At 65.4% G+C, this 24078-nt stretch carries 22 protein-coding genes and 1 other RNA gene; 9 read left to right on the forward strand and 14 right to left on the reverse strand.

Annotated elements, in window-relative coordinates; all coding sequences use genetic code 11:
* Positions 1-116: 116 nt before the first annotated feature.
* Both LN450_RS05725 and LN450_RS05730 read right to left on the reverse strand, forming a co-directional pair.
* Positions 117-1838: an ATP-binding cassette domain-containing protein gene (locus LN450_RS05725; RefSeq protein ID WP_039417841.1), complete on the reverse strand. Its 1722-nt coding sequence runs from the start codon at positions 1836-1838 to the stop codon at positions 117-119.
* A 93-nt stretch (positions 1839-1931) separates the two neighbouring features.
* The gene (locus LN450_RS05730) at positions 1932-2990 is read right to left on the reverse strand and encodes a phosphoenolpyruvate carboxykinase (ATP) (protein WP_011347086.1); all 1059 of its coding nucleotides are present in this window, start codon (positions 2988-2990) and stop codon (positions 1932-1934) included.
* Positions 2991-3121: 131 nt separating this feature from the next.
* Here LN450_RS05730 and LN450_RS05735 point away from each other — a divergent pair, with 131 nt between their 5' ends.
* Together LN450_RS05735 and LN450_RS05740 are read left to right on the forward strand one after the other, a co-directional pair.
* Positions 3122-4675 (forward strand): B12-binding domain-containing radical SAM protein, encoded by a 1554-nt coding sequence (locus LN450_RS05735; RefSeq protein WP_011347085.1) that lies wholly within the window; start codon positions 3122-3124, stop codon positions 4673-4675.
* Positions 4676-4730: 55 nt separating this feature from the next.
* Positions 4731-5945 carry a nucleotidyltransferase family protein gene (locus LN450_RS05740; RefSeq protein WP_011347084.1) on the forward strand — a complete coding sequence of 405 codons (1215 nt, stop codon included), beginning with the start codon at positions 4731-4733 and terminating at the stop codon, positions 5943-5945.
* A 15-nt stretch (positions 5946-5960) separates the two neighbouring features.
* Here LN450_RS05740 and LN450_RS05745 read toward each other — a convergent pair.
* From LN450_RS05745 to LN450_RS05800, 12 genes are all read right to left on the reverse strand, one after another.
* Positions 5961-6037: non-coding RNA, sX9 sRNA (locus LN450_RS05745), on the reverse strand.
* A 145-nt stretch (positions 6038-6182) separates the two neighbouring features.
* Positions 6183-7304: a glycosyltransferase family 4 protein gene (locus LN450_RS05750; RefSeq protein ID WP_011347083.1), complete on the reverse strand. Its 1122-nt coding sequence runs from the start codon at positions 7302-7304 to the stop codon at positions 6183-6185.
* Entirely contained in the window at positions 7301-8431 is a 1131-nt protein-coding gene (locus LN450_RS05755) for a glycosyltransferase family 4 protein (protein WP_011347082.1), read from the reverse strand. Before LN450_RS05755 ends, LN450_RS05750 begins: the two co-directional genes overlap by 4 nt.
* Before the next feature lie 124 nt (positions 8432-8555).
* Positions 8556-9254, reverse strand: coding sequence for a class I SAM-dependent methyltransferase (locus LN450_RS05760; protein ID WP_011347081.1), 699 nt, complete (start codon positions 9252-9254; stop codon positions 8556-8558).
* Entirely contained in the window at positions 9251-10486 is a 1236-nt protein-coding gene (locus tag LN450_RS05765; protein ID WP_011347080.1) for an amidohydrolase family protein, read from the reverse strand. Before LN450_RS05765 ends, LN450_RS05760 begins: the two co-directional genes overlap by 4 nt.
* 12 nt (positions 10487-10498) lie before the next feature.
* On the reverse strand, positions 10499-11341 hold the full coding sequence (locus LN450_RS05770; RefSeq protein ID WP_011347079.1) for a class I SAM-dependent methyltransferase: 843 nt from the start codon (positions 11339-11341) through the stop codon (positions 10499-10501).
* 283 nt (positions 11342-11624) lie between these two features.
* Positions 11625-12476, reverse strand: a complete 852-nt coding sequence (locus LN450_RS05775; RefSeq protein ID WP_011347078.1) for a Wzz/FepE/Etk N-terminal domain-containing protein — start codon at positions 12474-12476, stop codon at positions 11625-11627.
* 43 nt (positions 12477-12519) lie between these two features.
* Positions 12520-13653 carry a hypothetical protein gene (locus tag LN450_RS05780; protein WP_162013003.1) on the reverse strand — a complete coding sequence of 378 codons (1134 nt, stop codon included), beginning with the start codon at positions 13651-13653 and terminating at the stop codon, positions 12520-12522.
* An 8-nt stretch (positions 13654-13661) separates the two neighbouring features.
* Positions 13662-14600 carry a glycosyltransferase family 2 protein gene (locus LN450_RS05785; RefSeq protein WP_011347076.1) on the reverse strand — a complete coding sequence of 313 codons (939 nt, stop codon included), beginning with the start codon at positions 14598-14600 and terminating at the stop codon, positions 13662-13664.
* Positions 14597-15850 carry an O-antigen translocase gene (locus tag LN450_RS05790; protein WP_011347075.1) on the reverse strand — a complete coding sequence of 418 codons (1254 nt, stop codon included), beginning with the start codon at positions 15848-15850 and terminating at the stop codon, positions 14597-14599. The genes LN450_RS05785 and LN450_RS05790 overlap by 4 nt, the downstream gene beginning before the upstream one ends.
* Positions 15847-16971 (reverse strand): DegT/DnrJ/EryC1/StrS family aminotransferase, encoded by a 1125-nt coding sequence (locus tag LN450_RS05795; protein WP_039417108.1) that lies wholly within the window; start codon positions 16969-16971, stop codon positions 15847-15849. Before LN450_RS05795 ends, LN450_RS05790 begins: the two co-directional genes overlap by 4 nt.
* Before the next feature lies 1 nt (position 16972).
* Entirely contained in the window at positions 16973-17446 is a 474-nt protein-coding gene (locus LN450_RS05800) for a sugar 3,4-ketoisomerase (RefSeq protein WP_011347073.1), read from the reverse strand.
* A 304-nt stretch (positions 17447-17750) separates the two neighbouring features.
* Here LN450_RS05800 and LN450_RS05805 point away from each other — a divergent pair, with 304 nt between their 5' ends.
* The 7 genes from LN450_RS05805 (at position 17751) to LN450_RS05835 (ending at position 24075) form a co-directional block, all read left to right on the forward strand.
* Positions 17751-18371 (forward strand): cytochrome b, encoded by a 621-nt coding sequence (locus tag LN450_RS05805; protein ID WP_011347072.1) that lies wholly within the window; start codon positions 17751-17753, stop codon positions 18369-18371.
* 83 nt (positions 18372-18454) lie between these two features.
* Positions 18455-19798: a hypothetical protein gene (locus LN450_RS05810; RefSeq protein WP_011347071.1), complete on the forward strand. Its 1344-nt coding sequence runs from the start codon at positions 18455-18457 to the stop codon at positions 19796-19798.
* A 26-nt stretch (positions 19799-19824) separates the two neighbouring features.
* Complete coding sequence (locus tag LN450_RS05815) at positions 19825-20217, forward strand: c-type cytochrome (protein ID WP_011347070.1); 393 nt, start codon at positions 19825-19827, stop codon at positions 20215-20217.
* A 428-nt stretch (positions 20218-20645) separates the two neighbouring features.
* Positions 20646-21455 (forward strand): TorF family putative porin, encoded by an 810-nt coding sequence (locus LN450_RS05820; RefSeq protein WP_011347069.1) that lies wholly within the window; start codon positions 20646-20648, stop codon positions 21453-21455.
* Positions 21456-21506: 51 nt separating this feature from the next.
* Positions 21507-22100: a sigma-70 family RNA polymerase sigma factor gene (locus LN450_RS05825; protein WP_007964109.1), complete on the forward strand. Its 594-nt coding sequence runs from the start codon at positions 21507-21509 to the stop codon at positions 22098-22100.
* Positions 22097-22753, forward strand: a complete 657-nt coding sequence (locus LN450_RS05830; protein WP_011347068.1) for a zf-HC2 domain-containing protein — start codon at positions 22097-22099, stop codon at positions 22751-22753. Before LN450_RS05825 ends, LN450_RS05830 begins: the two co-directional genes overlap by 4 nt.
* Entirely contained in the window at positions 22750-24075 is a 1326-nt protein-coding gene (locus LN450_RS05835; protein ID WP_039417105.1) for a S8 family peptidase, read from the forward strand. Before LN450_RS05830 ends, LN450_RS05835 begins: the two co-directional genes overlap by 4 nt.
* The last annotated feature ends 3 nt before the right edge of the window (positions 24076-24078 follow it).

Here is a 24078-nt window from a genome sequence, read left to right on the forward strand (position 1 = left end):
GTGCGCCGCGTGACCGGCCCATCCGGTGCCTGCGTGTCTTCGAGCGAGCCCGATGATTGCGCGCTATGTACTGTCAGCGACTTGCAAAGCCACCGACCCGCCAGCGTGTGACCGGCCTAGCGCACATCGTACGGCGTGGCAATTTCCGACGAACTGATATGCACCCGCCGAACAGGCGCACCATCCAAGTTCACCGTGCGATCGGCCACGGCGGCCAAGCTGGTGCGATGCGAAACCACCAACAGCACGGTATCCGGCAAACGCGCGCGCAAGGTGCTCAGCACCTGATGTTCGGCATCGGCGTCCAGCGCGCTGGTTGCTTCGTCCAACACGGCCAGGGTCGGCCGACGCAGCAGCACCTGCGCCAGCAACAGGCGTTGCGATTCGCCGCCCGAGAGGCGCCCGTCCTGCGCGTTGATCGGCGTGTCCAGGCCTTGCGCATCGCGCTGCAGCCGCGAACATAGGCCCACATCGGCCAGCACCTCCCACATGCATGCGTCGGACGCTGCGGGCAGCACCCACTGCAGGCAGTCGCGCACCGTGCGCTGCCACGGCCGCACGCCCTGGCCGATGTAGGCGCTGTGTCGCACCAGATGTCGATATGCCGAGAATGTCAGCCGTCGTCCGCCCATGTGCGCCACGAACTGCGCCGGCGGCGTCTGCCCGGAGAGCACATCCATCAGACTGCTCTTGCCCACGCCGGAGGCACCGACCACCAGGGTCATCTGGCCTGGTACCAGCAATATCGATTCGATCGCGCATTGGGGCAGTGGCGGCGCCAGCCCGATGTGTTCGATATGCAGCGCAGCCGTGAGTGGTTCGGCCATTTGCTCCGGAACGTGTACCCGCGCAGCGTCCAGGTCGACATAGCGGCGCCACAGCTGCAGCGCCGGCCACGCCGAACGCAACTGCTGAAGGCTCTGCCGCGTGGTGACCAGGTACGGCAGCAGACGGCCGAGCAATAGACTGACGGTGATCAGCGCAGCACGCTCGCCCCCCTGCCAGCGATTGGCCAGCACCAGGATGCCGGCGATGGCGACTACCGCGGCAAGTTCCAGCAGCAGGCGGCTGCCGGCAACCAGTGCTTGCTGTTGCGCATACCCGTGCCCCAGTCGCGCCGAAATGCGCTCGTAATGGCGGGTTTCGAGGCCTTCGCGCTGAAACGAGCGTACGTGGCGCAAGCGACGCGGAAAATCTTCGCTGAGCCAGAACAGTTGCGTCATATCAGCCACATACGCGCGGCTGATGCGTGCCTGTGCCCGACTGCTGGAGAAGCGCAGACCCAACCCTGCCAGCACCGCCAGCAGTGGGGTGGTGATCAACAGCACAGGTGCAATCAGCACCGCGATGCACACGCTCACCAGCGCAGTGATGGCCGCGACCAGCAGCTGCAGCACGGCGCTGAAGCCTTGCGTGGCGATCTCGATGTTGTACGTGAGCACGTTGGCGATTTCTGCCGAGCTGGCCCCGGACAGGGCCGGCAACGGCGCATCGATCAATGCCGCATGCACGCGTGCGCGCAGACCGATGGCATAGCGGCTGGTCAACTGCGCGGCCAGTCGCGCGCTCTGCCAGCGCAACACGGCAAACAGCAGGCTCACCGCAATGAACAGGCACGCCTGCATCGCCAGCCCGCCCGGCAAGGCCAGGCGATAGCCCGCCAGTTGCACGCTGTGGCCTGGCTGCACCAGCGGCAGCAGGCACACCGCCACCACGCTGCCGGCCAACGCGGCAGCCAGCGACAACGCGACGTAAAGCGCAATCATCGGCATGTCTGCAGGCACCAGCGTGCTCGCGAACTGGTGCAATGCAACGCGCATGCGCCGGATGGCGGTCATCGCCAGCGGCTCATTCGTGCGCAACATGCAGGCGCCAGTGCGCGATGCGGGTCTGCGGACCGGTGGCGTTCCAGGAGGCTTGCATACGGCCACTCATTGCAACAGCTGCAGCAGCGCATCCACCGATGCCTGCGGATGCGTGCCACGGTGCAAGGTGAACATGCCGATGCGCCGCACCTGTTCGACGAAGCGCTGCCAGCCGGGCTGACCGGCGGCGTACGGTTGATCGTGGGCCAGGCAGGCGGCGACTTGCTCCCCAGGCACCGCGACCAGGCGCTGTGCCGATGCGATGGCCGGCGACCTGGACACCATCACGACCGCATGCAACCGCATCGGCTTGGGCGCGAGATGCGCGTGGCGATGGCGAAGATCGACCTCGAATTTTTCCACGCCGCTGCGACGCCGGATCACCGGCGATGCGCTGATCCATGCGCGCGTGGGCGCGTCGACCAGGCCCAGCGCTTCGGCACGCAGATGCAGGAAATTGGCCACACCGGTGGTGAGCAGGCTATCGGGCGCCACAAAGACACCGTCTTCGGCGACAAAGTCCAGGCCATGCAACAGGCTATGCAAGGCCAAGGTCGATTTCCCCGCACCGCTGGCGCCAAGCAGCAACACGCTGCGTCCGCGTCGACCTACACAAGCGCCATGCAGCGGCACCAGCCCAATGCCACGCGCAGCCAGCAGGAATACGGCGAATTCGATCAGTTCGTAACGCACGTGATACGCGTGGGCAAGCATGTCCTCGGACACCACCAGCATCGCGCGGCGCTGTGGCACCGAGAGCATCAGGTAATTGCACGCATCCACGACGCCGCACAGCAGGCCGCCGCTGGCGTGCGTGCGCACAGGCGGCGGCTCGGCATCGGTGCGGCCCGGCGCACGCGGCAGCAGGTCCAATGTGACATGAAATTCCGGAGCGCCCGGCAGCCGATGCGCGGGCAAACCCGCGTAGGCGGCATCGACCAGCGCCAGCAGTGCTTGGCTATCGCTGTGGAAATGAAACAGCGCGCCGAGAATCTGCCGGCGCACGCCCAAGCGCCGCGGGCGATGCTCGCCGAACGGATCTGCCGCTACTGCGGCCCCTGCTGCGATGGCGGCTGAGCCATCGTTCAGCGGCGTGTGTTGCGCCCATGCAGCCGACTGCGGCATGCCTTCATCCGATGCACTGAATCAGCCGATGGGTGCCGCTTTCCTACAGAAAGGTTGCCTCGCCGCAGCCTTGCCCGCATGCAACGCGACGCAACCAAAGCGGCCTGCATCCGCACCTACTGCCGAGCCGAATGCCGGTGTCTGCGCACGCCGCTGCTGCGCCCGCCTGGCGAGAGAACGAGAGCCTTGTGCCGATGGTAAAGATCCAGGTCAGTCATTCGTATTTCCTGCGTTACGACCCCAAGCAATGGGAGCGCGGCAAGCCGTATCCGCCATTGGCGACGTTGCAGATCGCAGCGCTGCTGCGCGAGCGTGGGCATGCAGTGAGCCTGTTCGATGCAATGCTGGCCAACGATGTGGAGGACTACACCGCCGCACTGCGCGCTGCGCAGCCGGATCTGGTTGTTTTCTACGAAGACAACTTCAACTTCCTCACCAAGATGTGCCTGAGCCGGATGCGCGAGGCCGCCTGCCGCATGATCGCGCAGGCCCGTGCCGCCGGCTGCCGCGTGCTGGTGGCCGGCTCGGATGCGTCCGACAACCCGGATGCGTTCCTGGCCGCAGGCGCGCATGCGGTGTTGATCGGCGAAGGCATCGCCCCGTTGATCTCGTTGCTGGAGCGCATCGAAGCGAAGCCGGATATCACCACCGACCACTGGCTGGAGGGAGTTGCGCAGATCGCCACCAGCCAGCCTGCGGCAGTGCGCGTGCATCCCGGCGCGCAACCACCGGACGCACGGCTGAGCGGCCTGCCGGCATGGGACCTGGTGGATATGCCGCGCTACCGGCGCTTCTGGCAACAACGGCATGGCCATTTCAGCTTGAACATGGCCGCCTCGCGCGGTTGCCCGTTCCGTTGCAACTGGTGCGCCAAGCCGATCTGGGGCAATCACTACAAGCGGCGCGGCGCCGAAGAGGTGGCCGCAGAGATGATCCACCTCAAACGCACCTTTCGGCCGGACCATATCTGGATGGCCGACGACATCTTCGGCTTCCATATCGATTGGGTGGAGACCTTTGCGCAGCAATTGAGCGATGCCGACGGCGCGGTTCCCTTCACCATCCAGACCCGTGCCGACCTTGCCAGCGAACGCATGGCCGCAGCGCTGGCGCGCGCCGGCTGCGTGGAGGCCTGGATCGGTGCGGAAAGCGGCAGCCAGCGCATTCTCGACAAGATGACCAAGGGCACCCAGGTCGGCGAGGTCATCGCCGCACGTGAGCGCCTGGGCACGCAGGGCATCCGCGTGGGTTTCTTCATCCAGCTGGGCTATCTGGGCGAGGAACTCGACGACATCCTGGCCACGCGCGCATTGGTGACGCAGGCCAATCCGGACATCATCGGAGTCAGCGTGTCGTATCCCCTGCCCGGCACCAAGTTCTACGAAGAAGTAAAGAATCAGCTGGGCAGCAAGACGCACTGGCAGGATAGCGACGACCTGGCGATGATGTTCCGTGGCGCGTACGACTCCGAGTTCTATCGCAGCGTCCGCGATCTGCTGCACAGGCAGGTCGATCTGCAAAAGGCGCGTGCCACGATCACGGCCGATGCGTTCGCGCAGGCGTCGGAGCAACTGGAAGCACACTGGTCTGCCTTGATCGCCAGTGAGGCCCGGCACCGCAGCGAGCCGATGACCCCCAGTGCTGCGCGTCAGCCACGCCACCTGAGCACCGTCCTGGTGGGCTAGCGCGCGATCGTTTCCACACTTTTCTATCGACACCTTGCCTGACCGGACCACGCGCATGCAGCCCTCCCTTCGCACCATCAAGCACCGCCTGCACACGGCGACCGAACGGCTGGCTCTGGAGCTGGCCCAGCCAGGCGATGCACTGCCGCAATGGGACCGGCTGCAGTGGCAGCTGGCGGCAGCGGCAGCGGCCGCGCACGGCGTTTCGCCGCTGTTGCAGCGCCGCTCGTTGTGGCAGAACGCCGAATGGAATGCCTTCCTGAGCGAACAGCGCAGCCATGTCGAAGACCGCCATCGGCGCATCGCGCTGCTGCTGACTCGTATCGATACCGCTGCCCGCAGCGTGGGCGTCGCGCTGGTGGGATTGAAAGGAACCGCTTTGCATCGACTGGGTGTGTATCTGCCTGGCGACCGCCCGATGGCCGATATCGATCTGCTGGTGGAACCCGACGACGCGCCTGCAGCGGCGGCGTTGTTGTGCGAACTGGGCTACGTCGCTTCTTTCGAGCAGTGGAAGCACCAGGTATTCAAGCCGCAGCACGGCGAGGCAGTGGCCGGGCTAGGCGAACACCGCGATGCGCCGATCAATATCGAGCTGCACACGCGCATCCAGGAACGTTTGCCGGTGAGCAGCGTGGAGATTACTGACCGAATCCGGCCGGAGCGGCCGCAACCGGGCTTGAATCCCTATCCATCGATCGGCGCATTGATGTGTCACTTGCTGCTGCATGCGGCAGGCGGCATCTGCCACCGCACCATTCGCCTGATGCATCTGCATGATCTTGCCTTGCTGGCAACGCGCATGGGCCCGCGCGATTGGGAGCAATTGTGGGAAGACAGCGCCATGCCGCCATGGTGGGCGTTGCCGCCACTGCTGTTGCTGCAGCGCTATTACCGCGCTGTGGTGCCAGCCGCGGTGATGGCGCGCCTGCATGCTGACTGTCCTGCGCTGCTGCGCATGCGAGCAGCCCGGCAAACGCTCACCGCCGCATCGTGCTCGAACCTGTGGTTATCGGCGCTGCCTGGCATCGAATGGTCGCGCTCGTTGGGCGAAGCGCGGCAGTATCTGCACAGCCGTGTGGTGCCTTCGGCAGAAAGCCGCAAGGAGCGCGCGGACATGCTGCAGACCCAGTTATGGCTGCAGGATCAGCCATGGGTGCGCCAAACCCAGGCCCGCCGCCTGGTGACGCGCCTGACCAGACCGGTGCCGCGCACGGACATGTTGTACGTGGTGCGTGCGGCGCTGGATGGCTATCTGCAGCCGGCGTGAGGCTGCGCTAAGCGCGGCTAACAAAACGTAGCGAGCAGCCGTCAGGTGGGCGCGGACGGCGCGCTCAGAACCGCAGCGTACATGTGGCACATGCCGATTCCGAGCACCGGTGGCACCCGGCTGGCGGCTGCACAGTGGTTTTGTCAGCTGCCAAGGAGTTTTATATCCAGCACGCTCCTCGCTCAAGGCACGAGCGCACGAGATCACCGACGATAGCGCCCTGCCTTGCCGCGCACATCAACGCACTTCAGGCAGCGGCCGCTGCTCGCACAGCCGGCGATACAACTGCTCGAACAGGCGCGTGGTCAATGCCGCATCTTCGCGGACGGCGCGGCATTGCGCCGCCCAGGCAAGGCGCAAGCGCAGTTCGTCGTCGCCGAGCACCTGGCGGATGGCCTCTGCCATTCCGGCCCAGTCGCCCGGCGGCACCGCCAATGCACACACAGGGGCCCACTCGACCAGATGCCCCACCGCAGTTCCCACCGTAGGAACCCCTGCAACGGCAGCTTCCAGCAGCACCAGCGGCCCGGCTTCGTGCAGCGAGGACAGCACCAGCAGATCGGCCGACAGCATGATCGGGCGCAACTCGCGCTGGGTCTTGAAACCGAGAAAACGCACCTGTTGCTGCACGCCGAGCTGCTGCACCAGGCGCTGCATGGCACCGCCCAATGTGTCGACGCCCACCATGTCCAGGGTGAAGGCAACGCCGGCGCGCTTGAGTGCGGCCATTGCCTGCAACAAGGTGGCCTGATCCTTGACCGGATTGAGGCTTGCCACATGCAGCAGGCGCGGGGTCGGCCCGGTACGGGCGCGCGGCGCTGCAGGCGGCCAGGCGCGCAGATCCACGCCCAGCGGTACGCGTTGCGCAGCAATGCCCAGTGCCTGCAGCGAAGCGATGATGGGCGCGCTGGCAGCCGTTACCTGGTCGGCAAGCCGCAGGATCATCGCCTCGCGCAGACGCCCTCGCCATCTGCGGCGGCCGCCGTAATCGATGCGATGCAAGGCCACCAACTCGCCGCCGGCGATATGCACCATGCTGGGACGGCGTAGCAGCTTGGCGGCAGTGACCGCGATCAAGCTGCAATAGCCGGAAAAAATCGCCTGAATCACAGCGAACGGTTCGCGCCGGTGCTCGTCGCAGATGGCGGCAATTGCGCGCAGCCGCGTCCGACGCGCGCCGATGTTGTGCACCGTGGCACCGCGCAGGCGCCAGATGCCCGGCTGCGGCTCTTGATGCAGCACGAACACGTGCACGTCATGGTTGCGTGCCAGCCACTCGATCAAGGTCAGGAACACCGGGATCACGCGGACTTCCCCGCTCCGATCCACACCACCTGGCACCACCAAGGCCAGCTTCATGCGGTGCGCTCCGGCGTGGTCGCGCGCAAGTGCGTATAAGCCTGCGCCCAGCGCCGGCCCACTGCGGCAAACGACAGGCGCGCGTCGAAATGGGCACGCACCTGTGCGCGCGAGGGGCGTTGCCGACTGACGCGCAGCAACAGTTCCGACAATGCCGATGCATCGCCGACCGGCCACAACTCGCCCATTGCGCCGTCATCGCTGAGCGCACGAAACGACGCAATGGCCGTCAGCAGCGGCAGGCAACCGCAGGCATAGGCTTCCAGTGCGGCATAACCGCAACTTTCTGCATGGCTGGCAGAAACAAACAAATCCGCCGCACGCAGCAGCTCCTGCACGTGTGCGTGCTCGACCTTGCCGAGCAAGTGGACGCATCTGTCCAGCTGTGGGTCGGCGCGCAGGCGCTGCTGCACCTGCGCCATCAGTGGCGCCTGGTCGAACACGCACCACAACCGCAGACCGGGCAACGCACGCGCAGCCAGGGCCACTGCATCGAGCACACAGAGCGGGTCCTTGGCTGGACTGAAATGGCCGATCCACACCACACAAGGGTCACCGTGCACCCGCGTCTGCTCGCGTGCCTGCAATCGGTCGCCCGGGGTGAAGCGGCTGCTGGATTCGGGGATGGCATACAGCTGCGTGCTGCGGCGAAACAGGCGCGCACGCACGAACGGCCGCGCCAGCTCCAGCGAGGTGAACGCGATGCCGGCTGCGGCCGCGTAGCGTGCGCGCCACAGGCGCCTGGCCCACCAGCGTGGTGGCCGGTTGGCATGATCCTGCAGCAGAATCGGCAGCTGCGGCAGCAGGCGCGCCAGACGCCGCGCGTCGCCGGCGAATTCCAGACCATGTACATGCAGCACATCGGCATCGATCTCGTGCAGCAATGCGGCTAGCGTACCGGCGCGGACTGCGCTGCCACGCTGGTGCAGATCGACGAAGCGGTAATCCACGCCCTGGTGGCGCAACCTGGTGTTCAAGGCGGAGGCCTGGATCACCGACACCTGCACGCCAGCACTGGCGACAGCTTCGGCGATATCTGCCAACGTCGGCCATTGCGCGAACACCTGCTCCACGTTCAGGCCATCGGGCGTGGGAACCAGATTCAGCTGTGCGACGTGCAGGCTCATAGGGCCGGCAGCGCCTGGATGGCGATCGACGCAACGTCGCTGCTGCTTGCCGCTGCGACCGCAGCGTGCCGCTGACGGGCAGTAACCCACGCACAGACAGCCACTGCGGTGTGCAAGATCTTGCTCACGCGACCCGTCGCAGCCGTAGCACCAGCGCAACCGGCACCTGCAGCGCCATCTTGTCGAAACGTGCCCCGGCCGGGATATCCGCGGGATCCAGTATCGGCTCGGACACGGCTTCGATCGCGAACCCGAGTGCGGTGCATGCCGAATGCCAGTGGCTATAGAGATGCGGGGTGTGGCGGACCGCGTAGTGCTGCCCATCGGCCTTGAAGTCGCGCCGCCAGCCCAGCGCGTGGCCGATCGGGTGGACGTCGCTGCACAGCACGATGCCGCCGACGCGGGTGACGCGATGCAGTTCTTCCAGCGCCGGCCATAGCTGTTGCAGGTGCCCCACCACCAGACCGCACACGCTCAGGTCGGCCACCGTATCGGGCAACGGCAGATGATCCAGGCTGCCTTGTTGCAGAACGATGCGTGCGGCCGGCCAGTCCTGTGCGAGCTCGGTACCGGCACGGTGCAGCATCTGCGGCGACAGGTCGACACCGGTCACTTGCCGGGCCCCACGGTGCAGTGCGTGCAGCATGTAGCGGCCGCTGCCGCAGCCGGCGTCCAGCACGTGCTGGCCCTGCAGGCTGGATGGCATCAGTGCGAGCATGGCGCGCTCTTCGGCCAGCATCACCGGGTTGTGCGCGTGCGGTGGATACGCCTGCGCCCACAGTGCGTAGGCAGCAGCGGGCTCGAGCACCGGCACTGCGCTCACGAAAGCGCTCCATTGGCAACCGGCGCATGGGTAACCTGCGCGGCGGCCTGCGCCGGCTGCTCCTGCGTTAAACGCTGAAGACCGGGTTCGAGCGCCAGCACCGCGGGGTCGGCCAGCGTGGCATCGAGCAATTTGGGCCGTCCGTCCAGCAACACCGGCACGCTCCGGATGCCGGCCGCGCCGAACCACGGCGCAAAATCCGGATCGGCGATGCGCGGCTTGCCATCGCGAATCACCGCACGCAAGTCGCTGCGCGTGCAACCGATGATGCTGCTGGCAGGTTCGCCGCCGCGGTCGCGCACGATCAACACATCTGCAGCGGCTCCAGGCGCGATCCGCCCACGCGTTGCCATGCGCAGGATACGCGCACAGTCACTGGTGACCATGCCAAGCAGTTGGTCCGGTGCCAGTCCGCTCCGGCTGGCGACCTGCAGTTCTTCCAGCAGGTCGCGCGCGCCGCTGATGCGCGAATCGTTGCCCAGCGCCAGCCGGCCGGCCATGCACAAGCGCCACGGATCGAGCGTGCGGCCGAGCAGCGCCTGATTGCTGGACGGACACCACACCACGGCTGCGCCACGCGCGATCACGCGCTCGACATCCTGCTCACCCATGCCCACGCCGTGGATCAACACCGTGTTGGCGGCCAGGCAGCCGAGCCGGTCGAGTTCGTCGAGCTCGGCACGCGCCACCGCATCGGTGCCTTCGGCCAGATGGATCATCCAGGGATGCGCTGGCAGGGTCGCGGCAAAGCTGCTTTGTACGGGCGGGCCGTAGCCTGTCCACCCCAATGCGTAGCTCCAGCCGAAGTCGCGCAGCAGGCTCACCGGGAAATTCGCTTCGTCCAGCGTGGCGTGCCATGGGTCGTGCTGGGCCACGCACGTGACGCCGGCCAACAGGTTCTTCAAACCGCCATGGCGCAACCGCACTGCCTTGGGCACACGCAGTGCGGCAGCCACGTCCGGATGCTGGAAATGCGCCTGAAATGCCTGGATCCACGCGTAGCTGTTGCGAAACGGCGCGGCCTGCGGCAGCGGCGGCACGCAGTTGACCTGCAGATGTTCGTGCGCATTGATCAGGCCCGGCGCCAGCACATGCCCTTGCAGATCCATGCGCACGGTGCCGGTGCCCAGCGTGCCGCCGAAGCGCCCCGCGCGGATCGTCACTGCGGCACGCGACGGACCGGCCTGGGTGATCGCACGTGCGCCTTGCAGGCAGACATCGGCCATGGCCATCGACTGCTCCACTCAGCGCTTGCGCATCACGATCAGAAAGTGATCGCCCATGTCGCGCAGCAGCGGCAGCCCGCCCCACCGGTCGTCGCAGCGCCCCAGGCGCTCGGACAGGCGTGGATTGCGTTCGCAAAACTCCACCAGATACGGCGGCGGCAGGAACAGGCTCAAGGCGCGGTAGCTGTCCAGGGCGAAGTGCGTTTCGAATGCACGGTAGAACTCGCGCGGCAGGTGGTACCAGGTCCAGATGGTGTGCCCATTCATGCCCACCGCAATTGCGCCTTTGGCGGCACGCACCGCCGCGCGCCTGAGGCGCCCACGCAAGGCGTAATGGCCAATTTCCCACGGGCAGATCCGCCCGATCACCGAAAACACCAAGCAGCCGTCCGGGCGCAGCAGGCGCGCGCACTGTGCGGCAACGGCCGGCAGATCGGGCGCGCAATTGAGCGGGCCGAAGTTGGAGTACATGCCATCGAAGCTGCCTTCCAGCCGATCGAGTTGCTGGATGCCGACATGCGCGGTGGTGAGGCGTTCTTGCAGGCCGTGCGTGGCAGCGCGATGGCGGGTGCGCTCGACCATGGCCGGCGACCAGTCGGTGGCCAGCACGGAATATCCGCGGCGCGCGAATTCGCCAGCATCCAGGCCGGTACCGCAGCCCAGATCGACCAGCCGCGACCCCACCGGCAACTCGCTCGCTACGGTGTCCCACAGCGTGGTGCGCATGCGCTGGATCAGCGCGTTGTTGCCGCGGGGACCATCGTAGTCGGGAGCAACGCTGTCGAAAGCACGTTGCGTTTCCAGCAGTTGCTCCGGCGCGACAGTGCCGCCCCGCGCCGCATGCTCACTGAGTGACGACATGCGCAGCCTCCCACACCCGTCCTATTGTTTTCACCACACACTCTCCGGTCGCAACGCCACCAATGCGGCATCGCTTGATAGACCCGTGAGTGCGCGATGTTGCCGGTTTGGTTGCAGCGCACTGGATGGTGGCCGAGCTGGCACAGGCAATCACACCCAAGATGCATGCATTGGCCAAACGCGCCGCACGCGATGCACGGTCTCGCTTTCGCTCGCGTATCACCCGGCGCCTGCTGCATGCGAGAACGCATTCCCCAGATTGCGCCGAGGCACCACTGCAGCGTCACACACCAGCGTGTGCAGGAGTCCGCGCACGACGACGCACCGCATTGCGCAGCACCGCGGCCAGCACGCCCAGCCCTGCGCCGGCCAGCAGGCCGGCCGCCCAGACGGTGATCGCATTTGGATACGCCTGGCGGTCGGGCACGTACAGCGGCCACGCCAGCGAGGTCTGGTAGGTGTAGCGCGCGGTGAGCCGGGCGACGAGGTCGTCGCGCTCGGTCTTCAAGGCGCGAATCGTGGTGTTGCTGTCGGTGAGCAACACGCCCGCCAGCACCTGTGTCGGCGTGGCGGAAGCCCCTCCCTGCCCGGCCTGCAATTGCCGCTGCAGCTGCTCGCGATGGCTGGTGGCCGCGCGCAGATCCTCGCTCAAGCCCTGCAGGCGGGCGCGCGCAAGATCGAGCGCAGCTGCATTGGTGTCACCGTTCAGTATCTGCAGTTGCGTCACGGTGGCCGTGGCCAGCGTGCGCGCCTGCTGCGCCGATTCAGCCCGGATGGTCACACCGATCAGATTGGCGTAAGGGTCGGGGTCCGGCTTCAGGCTGCCGCGATACAGCTGCGCGGCGCGGCTATCGAGCGGCACCTGCGCCTGACGCAACACCGCATCCTGAAACAGCCGCGTTTTCATGCGATCGATCACGCGCTGAAACGGTTCGACCTTGGGGTCGCGGCCAGCAGGAGTCGGGCCGATTTCGCCAACCTGGATCCACGCGGTTGCCTCCCATTGCGGTTTGGCCAGGCGGGTGAAGGCGAAGGTCAGGCCCAGCACCACCACCAGCGCTACCACTGCCCAGCGCCATTCCCGGCGCAGGATGCGCCACAGGTCGATCAGATAGATTTCGTCGTGTTGATTCATGGGCGTGGCTCTGCAACGGGGCGAATAATGACGTGCTGCCCGCTCACGCGGCAGACGGATGTGCGGACAGGCGGTTGGGCAGCAGCACCGTGCAGGCATGCAGCACCAGGCACAGCGCGATAAAGCCGAAGTTGGTCCATGTGAACGCCTGTGGCGCGAAGGGCGACATCAGGCAGGCGTAGGCCATACGCAGGAAGATCAGCACATGGAAGATCGACAGCGAGCCATTGAGGCGGCGCACGCTCCAGACCAGCCCGGCGTACAGGGCCAACATTGCAAGCAAGGCACCGGCAGCGCCCCACGCCATCAAGAACGGAAAGAACTCGGTACCTACATTGATGTTGGGCGCATCCAGCGGAATGCTGGTCCCGGCGGTGGAAATCGAACCACTGAACGGCACCAGTTGATTGATCAGGAAGCTGGCGTTGAGGTAGCCCTTTGCCAGCATCGCACCGAAGTTATACGGCCCTGCGCTGATGTAGAGCAGCAACCATTGCACGCCCTGCGGCATGGCACGGTAGAACGCGCTGAACGGCAACGCCACGGTGGCCAGGGAACCGGAGCGCAACGCGCCAAGGATCGAAAACACGCCACCGCCGGCCAGCACGAGCAGGCCAATGGTCTTCCACGGCAGCCGACGCGCCGGATCGCGCCGCAGCAGCATCACCAGCACGAACGAAAACAGGCCAGCGAAGATGCGGTTGCGATCGATCACCACGATCGGAAACACGAATCCCAACGTCACCATCGCCGCACGCAGCCCACGATGGCGTACGCACAACAGGGCGATCGGCGGCAGGATCCAGCACATATTGGAGATGTGCCGCACATGCGCACGCAACGGGCTCAAGGTGGCGTACGACGCTGGATCGCTGAACAACGGAATCGGAAACAGCACCAGGTCGGCGATGCAGAACACCGTCACCGCCGCGGCCAGTACCATCGCCAGGAATGCATCGCGGGTACCGGCGTAACGGTAGTGGCGAAAGCGTTCCGACCAAGGAAGCTTTGGGCCAACCAGTAGATCCAAACATACTATCCCACCAGCTGCCGCAATCAGCAAAACGAGTCCCGCGCGATAACCACTCGGTAACTCGTAGGTCACAAATGTGACTCCACAGCTAATAAAAATCGCTGGAATCAAGTATGTCGACGGTCTTCGTAGAAAAAAAACAATTGACAGACTCACCTTGCAATCCATGACTTGTCCGTTAAAACCGCAATCAAGCGCCGCATTATGTATACCGCCAGATGCCAAAAAACCCCTAACCAGTTTGATTTCAAGAAAGAAACTTTCGCTCTTATAAGACTGTGCTGCGCACGCAACAACCAAAATTCCGCGCCCAAAAAATACTTAGCGCCGCGCTCCGCAACAGATGCAAATTCACTCAAGTTATCAATTCTTTTTTCCAGATTCCGCGTCTTGCTTACATTGGTACCGTGCAAGCGATAGGCAGAAACAGTTACATCTATGAATGCTAGATAATTACCAGAAACCAGCCTGATAAAGAGATCCCAATCCTCGACCCTGAGTGACTCATCCCACCTCATACCTTCATCAAAAGCATTGTGCCTAAGCATCATAACCGCACCACTGACGGCCCACTTACTAATCACGGCGCGGCGAATTCCAACGTCTGTTCCGTATCGAGCTTTGTTGGCGCGATGAAGATCACACATTGCACTCTCGCAAATCAACCTACCTACTCTATCTACAACGCAAGCATCACCTATGACCGCGGCTTTCCCGGGATTTTTTTCCAGGAACTCAACCTGTGCTTGAATCCCCCAAGGCATCATGTAGTCGTCACTTGCAACGATACGCATGTATTCACCTCGTGCTGTCCGTGCCGCCTCGTTCAGCGTCGCGGACACTCCCCGATTCTCGCGTTGCACGAAGTGCACCGGTAGCCGATGCCCATGATCGCTGATCCATTGACTGATCTTTTCGCCGGTGGCATCGCTGGAGCCATCGTCGATGATCACGATTTCCTTGCATGGATACGGATCTTCCAGGACGCTGTCCAGGCAGCGCTGCACGAAATGCTCATGGTTGAACGCCGGAATCAGTACCGACACCAACGGCCAGCGTGCACGTGCCGATACAGGTGCCTGATCGTTCATGCCGCCCGCTCCAGGTAGCGCCGCACCACCACGATGTTGAACAACAGATACAGCACGTAGTTTGCTGCAAACGCGTACATCGCGCCGATCAGCCCGAACTGCGCGGTGAACACGTACACCAGCGCCAGATAGCTCGCTGCAAACACGCATTCGGAAATCACGAACAGCCGCGTCATCGCCTTGGCCACCATCACATACGACAGCACGAACGCCGCGATCTTGATCACATCGCCCAGCAGCTGCGGGCCGTACAAGGGCGCCGCCGCGGCGAATTGGGGATCAAACAGCAGCCGGGTCGCCCAATCGCGGCATACATACACGCCCAGCGCCGCCACGATCACCGCCGGCATGACATAGCGATATGCACTGCGCAGCTCGCTGCCCAGCCCCGCAGCGCCTTGCAGCGACGCCAATTTGGGCAGGTAGTACACGTTGATGGCGGTGGTGAAGAACAGCAGATAGGCATCGGAGACCCGGCTCACCGCCTGCCAGTAGCCCACTTGCCCCCAGCCGAATTGCAGCGCCAGATGATCGCGCACCAGGATGGTCGCCAGCTGCGGCACCAGTGTCGAGGTGAGCGTCATCAGCGAAAATGCCGCCAGCCGACGGGTCATCTCCGCATCGAAGCGCATCCGCCACATGGCAGGCTGAAAATAGGGGCTACGCCGCAGTGCCGGAACCGCAGCCAGCAGCCACAGTACCTGACCCAGGACCAGCGCCAGCAGCGCCCCGTATAGTTGCACTTGGCTGGAAAGCCACGCCACCAAGGCAACGCTCAGCACGGCGCCTGTCACTTGCACGAAGGCGAGCCGCCGCACGTCCATGAAGCCGTTGATCAGCGCCAGTATGTAGTTGAGCAATGCGATTCCCAGCTGCGCGATTGCCAACACGCAGATCAGCGGACGGTAGCTCGCATCGCCCAGCAAGCGCTCGGCAATGGCTCCGCTGAAGGCTATGGCCAGCAGCGCGATCACGCAGGCCGCGCAGAATGCGTATAAGAGCGCCGCACTCAGCAAGCGCGCCAACTCGGGCGCATCGTCGCGGTACTGCGCTACATGCTTGACGATGCCGGCACTGATGCCGCCACCGGCCAATACCGCCAGCACCGACATCAGGTTGAGGAACTGGCCAAGCCGGCCCACGCCCTGCGGCCCGGCGTAGACGGCGACCAGCTTGACCACCACCAATGCCGCCAGCAGCTTGGCCAGCGTCGCAACGCCGGTGTAGGCGCTGCTGCGCACGAGATTCATGTGTTGCTGCCGAACGATTGACAGGCCGCGATCACGTGCGCAACTGCTGCATCGTCCAGCGCCGGCCCCATCGGCAGGCTCAGTACTTCCCGATGCAGCTGTTCGCTCAGCGGCAGGCACGCCTCGCCCAGGGTGGCGTATGCCGGCTGCCGATGCGGCGGCACCGGATAATGAATCTGCGTGTGGATGCCCTGCCGCAACAGATGTGCCTGCAAGGCATCGCGCTGCGGGCTGCGTACCACGAACAGATGCCAGACGTGCTGCTGCTCTGCCACCGGCGCGGGCAGCACGATCAGCGGGTTGCAGATGCCGTGCAGATACCGCTGTGCCACTGCACGCCGCAGCGCGATTTCGTCCTCCAGATAGCCCAGCTTGACGCGCAGGAAAGCAGCCTGCATTTCATCCAGACGCGAGTTCACCCCCTGGCAGAGATGGTGATACTTCACTTCCGAGCCATAGTTGCGCAGCGCGCGAATGCACTCGGCCAGACGTACATCCGACGTCGTGACTGCGCCGCCATCGCCCAGTGCACCCAGGTTCTTGGTCGGGAAGAAACTGAAGGCCGCCGCATCGCCGAAGGCACCGGCGCGCCGCCCCTGTGCGCGTGCCCCGTGCGCTTGCGCGGCATCCTCGATCAGCAGCAGGCCGTAGCGATGGGCCAGGGTCTGCAGAGCCTGCATCTGGGCCAATTGGCCATACAGGTGCACTGCCATGATGGCGCGCGTGCGTGGCCCGATCGCCTTCTCCACCCTTGCCGGATCGATGTTGAAAGTGACCGGGTCCGGCTCGACCGGCACCAGCACCAGATGGTTCTGGCTGATCGCCAGGAATGTCGCGATGAAGGTGTTGGCCGGCACGATGATTTCGTCACCTTCGCGCAAGACCCCCAGCTCACGATAGCCGCGCAGGATCAACGCCAACGCATCCAGCCCATTGCCCACGCCGACTGCATGCGTGCTGCCGCAATAACTGGCGAATTCGGCTTCGAACGCGGCCAGCTCTTGACCGAGCACATACCAGCCGGCATCGATCACGCGTGCCGCTGCGAGTTTGAGTTCATCCGCATAGCGCGCATTGACTGCACGCAAATCCAGGAAAGGCACATCTCTCAATTCCACCATTTTACGATTGCACTTCGAGCAGAGCATTGATGCTGGGAATGAAGCTCGTGCTTGAGTGCCCTGGTTCTTGGCCAGTGCGCACTTCGCTTACGAACTGGTCGTAATCCAGGATGTAATCGCCAGGGTCGTAAAACTGGTCGGCCAGCACCATCAGCACGCAGTCGGCACTGAAGCGGTACAGGTCGCGCCACACCATGCGGCCGAGCAGCAGGCCTTGCGACGGATCGTCCAGCACCACTTCGCTAGGACCACTGCCGTTGCCTTCGTCGAGCAGAATCGTCACCGAGCCGTGCAAGGCCACGGCGAATTGATTGAGCTGGCGGTGCGCATGCTGGCCGCGGTGCACGTCGTGGCGCGTGCCGAACAGGTAATACACACGGCGGATCTCGAACGGAACATTGCGCTGCTGCTCCAATGAAATGAGCAGCCCGCGATCGTCACCGTGGGTATGCAACTGGATGCGTTCGATAGCCATGATCGGAGAGGCGTAACCGCTGACTGCACGTAGTGCGACATGCCTGAGTGCGTCGGGTTGCGCGAAAGGTTGCGCGCGCTCGGGGCCATGCGAAGCGCTGTACGCGCAAGCGCAGCCGACCGCGTCGCAGCGCTTCGGTGTGCAGCACGTGCAAACCAGGTGCCACGGCGACGCAACCTTTTTCCGACATCGCCGCACCCATCGGTGCACGTTCACCTGGCCGCCGTTCGGCCGGCGTGGGGAGCCAGGCCTGGCCGCGCAGCGCGCAGCCGGAACCAACGACCACCACCGGAAGACAGATCAGATGCGCTCCTCCCCCCCTGCGCCCGCCAGCGCTCCCGTCAACGGCACAGACACCGCGCCCCTGCCAGAACAGGCGCCCACAGCTGCGCGCGTGCTGCCCTTGCCCAAGGCGATGCGCGTGCTGCACTGGCTCACCGTGCTGTGCCTGGCCATGGCGGCCACGCTGATCCTGCTGCGTGCCGAGCTGGATGGCCGCGCACTGCGTCAGTGGCTGCTGGAAGGCCACCGCCACTTTGGCTTGCTGGTCCTGGTGCTGTTTGCGTTGCGCATCGGGTTGCGCCTGCGGTTGCGCAGATTGCCGCCCGGTCCACCCGCATCCCTGCCGATGCGCCTGGCCGCCGGTGCCACGCATGTGGCGATGTACGGCCTGATGCTCGCGCTGCCATTGCTGGGCTGGTCGCTGAGCAGCGCCTACGGCAAGCAGGTGTATTTCTTCGGCATCCCCTTGCCCGCGTTGGTCGCGCCGGACGGCGACCTCGGCGACACCCTGGGCACCTGGCACTTGAACGCAGCCTGGGCGCTGCTGGCGCTGGTGCTGCTGCATATCGGCGCCGCGCTCTGGCATCACCTGGTATTGCGCGACGGCCTGTTGCGCCGCGTGTTGCCGGGCAAGCGCGCATGAGCCGCCGCACCCCGCCGTCTGTCATTCGTTTCCTCGCCCGTTCCCGCACCGCTGCCTCCCGCACCGTCGAACAAGGACTTTCCATGCCCATGCCCCAGCCCGCTCCGCGTCGCACTGCCGCGCGTACCGCCTCCCTGACGTCCTTGTTGTGCGTGTCCGGCCCCTTGTTGCTACTGGCCAGTACGCAGGCACAGGCGATTCCCTCGTTCGCGCGCCAGACCGGCTCGTCCTGCGCCGATTGCCATGTCGGTTCCTATGGTCCCTCGCTCACGCCCTACGGTATGCGCTTCAAGCTCGGCGGTTTTACCGATACCGATGGCGAGGGCACCAAGATCCCGGTGTCCGGCCAGCTCACCTGGTCGCGCAACAACCCCAGCCGCGGCGACAGCACCTCGCGCCTGCGCGAAGCCGATCTGTATCTGGGCGGCCGCCTCAACGACAACATCGGTGGTTACTCGAAGATCCGCTCCAACAACAGCGGCAATGCGACCTTCGATACGCGCCTGGACGATGTCGATCTGCGCTTTGTCAGCAAGCCGTTCCAGATGGCGGGCAAGGACACCATGATCGGTGTCAGCATCAACAACAACCCGGGCATTTCCGACCCGGTGCACGTGTTGCCGAACGCCTCCACGCTTACCCCTGCCTCCAATGGCGGCGCCTCCACCATGCTCAGCTCCTCGGCGCTGTCCAACCGCGTCATCGGTGCCAGCGTCTACGGCCTGTACGACCGCAATTGGTACGGCGAAGTGGGTAGCTACAGCGCGCTGTCGCCGTCTGCGCAGGACCGCCTCGGCTGGCCGGTCAACGGCGACCCGGGCAAGCTCAGCGACACCAGCTATGCGCGTCTTGCCTACATGAAGGACATGAAGCGCCAGTTCTTCTCGGTGGGCCTGACTGCGCTCACGACCCGCCGCCAGCCGCTGCGCACCGGGCCCAGCGACGACCTCACCGATTTGGGCTACGACCTGACCTACCAGTTCCTCGGCACCCGCGAGCACGTGCTGTCGCTGGCCTACGTCAACATCTACGAGCGTCGCAAATACGGCAGCCCGCTGATGTCGACCGACCCCACCATGCCGGCGCTGGACCGGGGCAGCGTGCGCGATCAGACCCTCAGCATGAACTACGCCTTCAAGCAGACCTACGGCGTGCTGGCCGCGCACATGATCAACAGCGGCTCGTTCGATGCGGCGCGCTATTCGCCGGTGGGTATCCCGGACACCACCAGCAATCTGATCCTGCTGTACTGGACCCCGTTCGGCAAGGACGGCACCTACACCTCGATGGCCAACCTGCGCGTGTCCGCCGGCTGGTTCCGTTTCGACAAGTTCAACGGCAGCACCTCCAACGTCTTCCGTGGCCCGCCGATCACCAATCCGCGCGATCTCGACAGCTTCACCCTGTCGGTCAATCTGGCCTTCTGATCCCTCCCGCACCTGTACGGATCCACATGAACCCACCACGCAAACTCTCCGTGTTGTGCGCCCCGTTGGCCGGCCTGATGCTGGCGGGCGCACTGACCATGCCCTCGGCCTACGCTGCCGACGGCGCCGGCGTCTTCCTCACCGAATGCGGTGAATGCCACAGCGTCAAACCGGGCAAGAACAAGAAAGGTCCGTCGCTGTTCGGCGTGGCAGGCCGCCCTGCCGGTACCGTCGCAGACTTCGGCGGTTATTCCGATGCGCTCAAGAACAGCAAGTGGACCTGGACTCCGGCCCAGCTCAAGACCTATCTGTCGCAATCCTCGTCCAAGGCGCTGCCGGGCACCAAGATGAAGTACGACGGCCTGGACGACCCGAAGGAGCTCGACGCACTGATCGCCTACCTCAACACTTTGAAGTAGGCGCGGCCACTGCGGCATGGCGCGTCGTCGCCCGAGGGGGCGGACGCATGGCGCGCCAATCGCAACGCGCGCGCATGCCCGCGGCCCCGGTCGCCTGCCCTGCGGGTACCACCTGCATCGCTTGCTCGGCCGGTAGGGTGGCTGCGTCGGTTGCCAACGCAGCCAGCCGTGGCAGCCTGTCCGTCGGCCGCCTGCACAGCCAGGCGTTGCAGGCGGCCGCGACCGGCCGGCCCGGATGGATTCGCGTTGCCCGACGCGGTGCCTTCGCGTATACGGACGCAATCGCCGCCGCCGCGGTGGTCTCGTTCGCCGCCCTGGGGCACCATCGCGTCCCTGTTTGACACCCGCCCACGCCATTGCCGACCGCTCCAGCTTCCAAGCCGCTCCCCTCCCGACCGCGACGCCACTGCGCCCGCGCGATCTTCTGCGTGGGCGCACTGTTGGACAGTGCCGCACGCCACCCACGGTGCGAAGCGCAACCGGCCTTATCCGCCCAGCGACCAGGCCAACCGCGGGGGCGCCGCCCACCACACAGTCACCGCACGCTGGTGCAGTGGCTGCTGCTCGCGCTGGCAGCCGGCTCCTGCGGCAGCGCCCTGGCCAAGGACTTCGGCGGTGCAGTGGCGCTGACCTCCAGCCTGATCGACCGTGGTATCTCGATCGCGCCCAACAAGGTCACCGTGCAGGCCGCCGGCTACTGGCTGCCCGCCCCCGGCTGGTCGGTTTCCACCTCGGTGGCGCTGCAGTCCCCCGCCTGGAGTGATCCGGTCGCGGTCACCGCCCAGGTCGGGCGCGCCTGGATGCTGGACGACCGCTGGCAGATGCAGGCCAGCCTGCTCTACTACGGCTACCCGACCGACCGCGCCACGCGCACCTTCGACCGCCAGGAAGCCAGCCTGGCCTGGTCCTACCGCGACCTGCTGACGTTTTCGCTGTCCACCTTCAATTTCCCGCGGGCCGACCGGTCGCCGTGGAACGTGGCGTTCGACATCACCGCCAACGTCCCGCTGCGCAACGATGTCAGCCTGTCGCTCGGTGCCGGTTCGTCGCGCTTTCCGGCCATGGCCTACGGTGCAGCGCGCTCGGGCCGCTATCAGTACGGCCAGGTGGGCCTGAAGTGGAACCGCGCCGGATGGACACTGAAAGCCGAGCGCATCCTGACCAGCGGCAATACCCCGCGCATGCAGGGCGGCCCCGGCGACATGCCGTGGCTGGGCACGGTCGCCAGAACCTTCTGATCCACACGCAACCTTTTGCCTGCCTGCGCGCACTAACGTGGGTTACCCGCCATGCCTGCACCGATGAATGACACCGACACCCTGGGCGATGCCACCGACCGCATGCTGTTGCGCCGCATGGCCGGGGGCGATCGCGACGCGCTGGCCAGCATGTACCACAGCTATCACGGACGGCTGTGCCGCTTCCTGTCGCGGCTGACCCGCCGCCCGGACATCATCGAAGAGGCCATCAACGATTGCTTCTGGATCGCCTGGCAAAAGGCCGGCGACTTCCGCGGCGACTCGCAGGTCTCCACCTGGATCATGGGCATCGCCTACCGCTGCGGACTCAAATGCCTGCGCCAGCATGACGGCGAAGCCATCGACGACACCGCCCTGGTGGAAGACCACGCCCCCAGCGCCGACGACAACGACGACCGCGAACTGCGCGACTGGCTGGACAAGGGCATGGAGCGGTTGTCGCCGGACCAGCGCCTGGTGGTCGAACTGGTCTACGGCGTCGGCCACAAGCTCGAGGAAGTGGCCGACATCATGCAGTGCCCGGTTGGCACCATCAAAGCCCGGCTGTTCCACGCCCGGGTCAAATTACGCAATGTGCTGCCCGGCCTGGCCGGCGGCGCCCCTTACACGGAGACCATGCAATGAAGACGTTTTTCATCGCGCCTGGCAAGGAATGCTCGCACGCCTGGGAATTGATGCCGGCGGTGCTGCTGAACAGTGCCACCGAGGAAGAAAACACCTGGCTGATCGCGCACGTGGCCAAGTGCGCCTCATGTAGCGCCGAATTCGCCCAGCAGAACCGCCTGCGCCAGGCCCTGGCGCTGCCGTCGACAGTGCAACTGGACCCGAACGCCGGTCTGCAACGCCTGCTCGGCCGCCTGGATGCACCGGAGCAGCACAGCGCACCTGCGCGCGTGCCGGCCGCACGCCGCTCCGGCAGTTGGACGGTACGCGCCCTGGCCGCCGCGGCGCTGGTCCAGGCCATCGGGCTGGGCGTGATGGGCGTCAAGCTGGCCTCGCCCGCGCCATCGCACGACTACCGCACGCTCAGCAGCGTGGTGGCCCTGCCGGTGCCGCAGGGCGCCATCCGCGTGGTGCCGGACGCAAAGATGACCGTGGCCGACTGGGACCGGCTGCTGCATGCGCAGCAGTTGCAGGTGGTCGGCGGCCCCAACGACATGGGCGCCTACACCGTGGTGCCTGCCGCACCGCAGCCCCCGGTCCAACCGCAGCAGACCGTGCAGCAACTACGCGCCACCCCGGGCATCCGGCTGGCGGAGATCGTCTCGGCCCCATGAATCGCCTGCTCGCCATTGGCCTGATCGCCGCGTTCACCGGCCTGGGCGCGACCTCCCACGCGCACGCGGCCGCAGCCCTCCAGGAGCCGGCGACCGATGTTGCCGGCACCGCCCCGCCGCCGGCCGATGCGCAGATGCCCGACAGCAGCCGCGACATCCTGCTGGCGGTAGCCAACCCGCTCGCCGCACCGCCGGCCCGCGCCGGCTCCAGCCTGATCGGCTACGCATCCAGCTATTACGGCGCCGGCCAGAAGGCTGCCGCGCGCATGGACAGCATCAAGCAGCGCTACAAATTGCGCGAAGTCTCGGCCTGGCCGATCACCTCGCTGGGCCTGTATTGCGCTGTGCTGCAACCGCCTCCGGGCGTCTCGCGCGATGAACTGGTCAGTGCGCTGGCCGACGACGAAGGCGTGGAGCTGGTGCAGCCGGTGCAGGATTTTTCGGTGTTCTCCGCCGATGCGTCGGAAAAGACGACCGCGCTGTCCAGCTACAACGACCCGTACGTGGACATGCAACGCGGCTTCATCGACACCGATGCCGCCAGCGCACAGACCGTGACCGAGGGCCGCGGCGTGGTGATCGCGGTCGTCGATACCGGCGTGGACACCAACCACCCCGATCTGAAAGCGCGCATCCGCGACGTGCACGATCTGGTCGACGACACACCGGTGAAGACCAGCACCGATCCGCACGGCACCGAAGTGGCCGGCATCATTGCCGCCGGCAGCAACAATCACCAGGGCATCGTCGGCATGGCACCCAAGGCCATGCTGAGTATCTACAAGGCGTGCTGGTACGCGCCCACGGTCGGCGCCACCGCACGGTGCAATACCTTCACCCTGGCCAAGGCGCTGGCGGCGATCGACAACAGCTCAGCGCGCGTGATCAACCTGAGCCTGGGTGGCCCCGCCGATCCGCTGCTGAGTAAGATGCTGCAGCAGCTGGTGCAACAGGGCCGCATCGTGGTGGCGGCAATGCCACCGAACGGGCGCCTGGATGGCTTTCCCAATGACGTACCCGGCGTGCTGGTCGTGCGCAGCAGCAGCGCAACACCGGCCATGCCCGGCGTGCTCAGCGCGCCCGGCAAGGACATCCTGACCACGCAACCGAACGGCCGCTACGACTTCACCTCCGGCTCGTCGATGGCCACCGCACATGTCAGCGGCATGGCCGCGCTGTTGTTGTCGCTGCAACCGTCGATGGATGCCAAGGCGTTGCGCGAACTCATGCAGCGCACCAGCAAAGTTTCCGACGGGCAGTTGCAGGTCAACGCCGGCGCCGCAGTGCAGGCGCTGGCGCCTCACGCCAAACACTCCAACTGACGG

The organism is Xanthomonas euvesicatoria pv. euvesicatoria (assembly GCF_020880415.1).
GTDB lineage: Bacteria > Pseudomonadota > Gammaproteobacteria > Xanthomonadales > Xanthomonadaceae > Xanthomonas > Xanthomonas euvesicatoria.

What these genes read in the sequence shown, in the direction of transcription:
- LN450_RS05785 (WP_011347076.1), bottom strand. Translation starts at nt 14,600, where the DNA reads ATGAACGATCAGGCACCTGTATCGGCACGTGCACGCTGGCCGTTGGTG.
- LN450_RS05755 (WP_011347082.1), bottom strand. Translation starts at nt 8,431, where the DNA reads ATGAGCCTGCACGTCGCACAGCTGAATCTGGTTCCCACGCCCGATGGC.
- LN450_RS05795 (WP_039417108.1), bottom strand. Translation starts at nt 16,971, where the DNA reads ATGGTGGAATTGAGAGATGTGCCTTTCCTGGATTTGCGTGCAGTCAAT.
- LN450_RS05800 (WP_011347073.1), bottom strand. Translation starts at nt 17,446, where the DNA reads ATGGCTATCGAACGCATCCAGTTGCATACCCACGGTGACGATCGCGGG.
- LN450_RS05750 (WP_011347083.1), bottom strand. Translation starts at nt 7,304, where the DNA reads ATGAAGCTGGCCTTGGTGGTGCCAGGTGGTGTGGATCGGAGCGGGGAA.
- LN450_RS05835 (WP_039417105.1), top strand. Translation starts at nt 22,750, where the DNA reads ATGAATCGCCTGCTCGCCATTGGCCTGATCGCCGCGTTCACCGGCCTG.
- LN450_RS05740 (WP_011347084.1), top strand. Translation starts at nt 4,731, where the DNA reads ATGCAGCCCTCCCTTCGCACCATCAAGCACCGCCTGCACACGGCGACC.
- LN450_RS05830 (WP_011347068.1), top strand. Translation starts at nt 22,097, where the DNA reads ATGAAGACGTTTTTCATCGCGCCTGGCAAGGAATGCTCGCACGCCTGG.
- LN450_RS05725 (WP_039417841.1), bottom strand. Translation starts at nt 1,838, where the DNA reads ATGACCGCCATCCGGCGCATGCGCGTTGCATTGCACCAGTTCGCGAGC.
- LN450_RS05765 (WP_011347080.1), bottom strand. Translation starts at nt 10,486, where the DNA reads ATGGCCATGGCCGATGTCTGCCTGCAAGGCGCACGTGCGATCACCCAG.
- LN450_RS05810 (WP_011347071.1), top strand. Translation starts at nt 18,455, where the DNA reads ATGCCCATGCCCCAGCCCGCTCCGCGTCGCACTGCCGCGCGTACCGCC.
- LN450_RS05815 (WP_011347070.1), top strand. Translation starts at nt 19,825, where the DNA reads ATGAACCCACCACGCAAACTCTCCGTGTTGTGCGCCCCGTTGGCCGGC.
- LN450_RS05730 (WP_011347086.1), bottom strand. Translation starts at nt 2,990, where the DNA reads ATGCCGCAGTCGGCTGCATGGGCGCAACACACGCCGCTGAACGATGGC.
- LN450_RS05825 (WP_007964109.1), top strand. Translation starts at nt 21,507, where the DNA reads ATGCCTGCACCGATGAATGACACCGACACCCTGGGCGATGCCACCGAC.
- LN450_RS05770 (WP_011347079.1), bottom strand. Translation starts at nt 11,341, where the DNA reads ATGTCGTCACTCAGTGAGCATGCGGCGCGGGGCGGCACTGTCGCGCCG.
- LN450_RS05790 (WP_011347075.1), bottom strand. Translation starts at nt 15,850, where the DNA reads ATGAATCTCGTGCGCAGCAGCGCCTACACCGGCGTTGCGACGCTGGCC.
- LN450_RS05805 (WP_011347072.1), top strand. Translation starts at nt 17,751, where the DNA reads ATGCGCTCCTCCCCCCCTGCGCCCGCCAGCGCTCCCGTCAACGGCACA.
- LN450_RS05735 (WP_011347085.1), top strand. Translation starts at nt 3,122, where the DNA reads ATGCCGGTGTCTGCGCACGCCGCTGCTGCGCCCGCCTGGCGAGAGAAC.
- LN450_RS05775 (WP_011347078.1), bottom strand. Translation starts at nt 12,476, where the DNA reads ATGAATCAACACGACGAAATCTATCTGATCGACCTGTGGCGCATCCTG.